Raw genomic sequence first — 769 nt, 5'->3', positions numbered from 1 at the left:
CTTTTTCTTCGCGATTTTTTTCTTCTTCGCGAGCTTCTGCTTCTCTACTGCTTTTTTATCTTCTTTCTTTGGTTTCTTTTTCTTAGTTACCGTGGCTTTCTTGTGCGTTGGACGCATGCCTTCAACGAAGCGCTCTTTGATTGCTTCTTTGGTGTAACGAGCAACGCGTTCAATCATCAATTGATCGTGCGCTTCGATTAGAGAAACCGCATTACCTTTTTTACCAGCACGAGCCGTACGGCCAATTCGGTGTAGGTAAACATCAGCTGTGCGTGGCATGTCGTAGTTAATTACGTGGCTTACATCTGGAAGGTCTATACCACGAGCCGCTACGTCAGTTGCTAGCAGTACGTTTACAGTGCCATCACGGAAACGAGCAATCGCATTGTTACGACGATCTTGAGGCATTTCGCCTTGAATCCAAGCACATGGAATCTGAGCGCTCTCTAGCAGTGCACGCAGGTCACCTAAACGCTCACGAGTTTTCAAGAAGACGATGCTACGCTCAGCTTCTTTAGTAATGATGTGTTTTAGCAGCTCAAGTTTGTGCTCTGCTGTGTCTGCACGGTGGTACCACTGAGTGATCTTTTTACGCTCACGTAGTGATGACTTTGCGTCGATCTCTGCTGGGTTGTTCAGTAGGTCTTCAGTGAAACCTTCAACACCTTTACCTTCTAGCGTTGCTGAGAAAAGTAAAGTTTGCTTACGCCAGCGACACTCTGCAGATAGGCGATCAACAACAGGACCAAAGCCCATGTCTAACATGCGG

1 protein-coding gene is annotated in these 769 nt (G+C 46.7%); it reads right to left on the bottom strand.

All coding sequences use genetic code 11. The annotated features are described in order from the left end of the window. Nucleotides 1-769: helicase-related protein (locus BCT81_RS00930; protein ID WP_277869778.1), on the bottom strand; the 769-nt coding region annotated here is incomplete at both ends.

It is taken from the genome of Vibrio sp. 10N.261.52.A1 (genome assembly GCF_002876325.1).
Taxonomy (GTDB): Bacteria; Pseudomonadota; Gammaproteobacteria; order Enterobacterales; family Vibrionaceae; genus Vibrio; species Vibrio chagasii.
The sequence above is the reverse complement of the archived record's forward strand: the minus strand, read 5'-3'. Positions and strand labels throughout refer to the sequence as shown.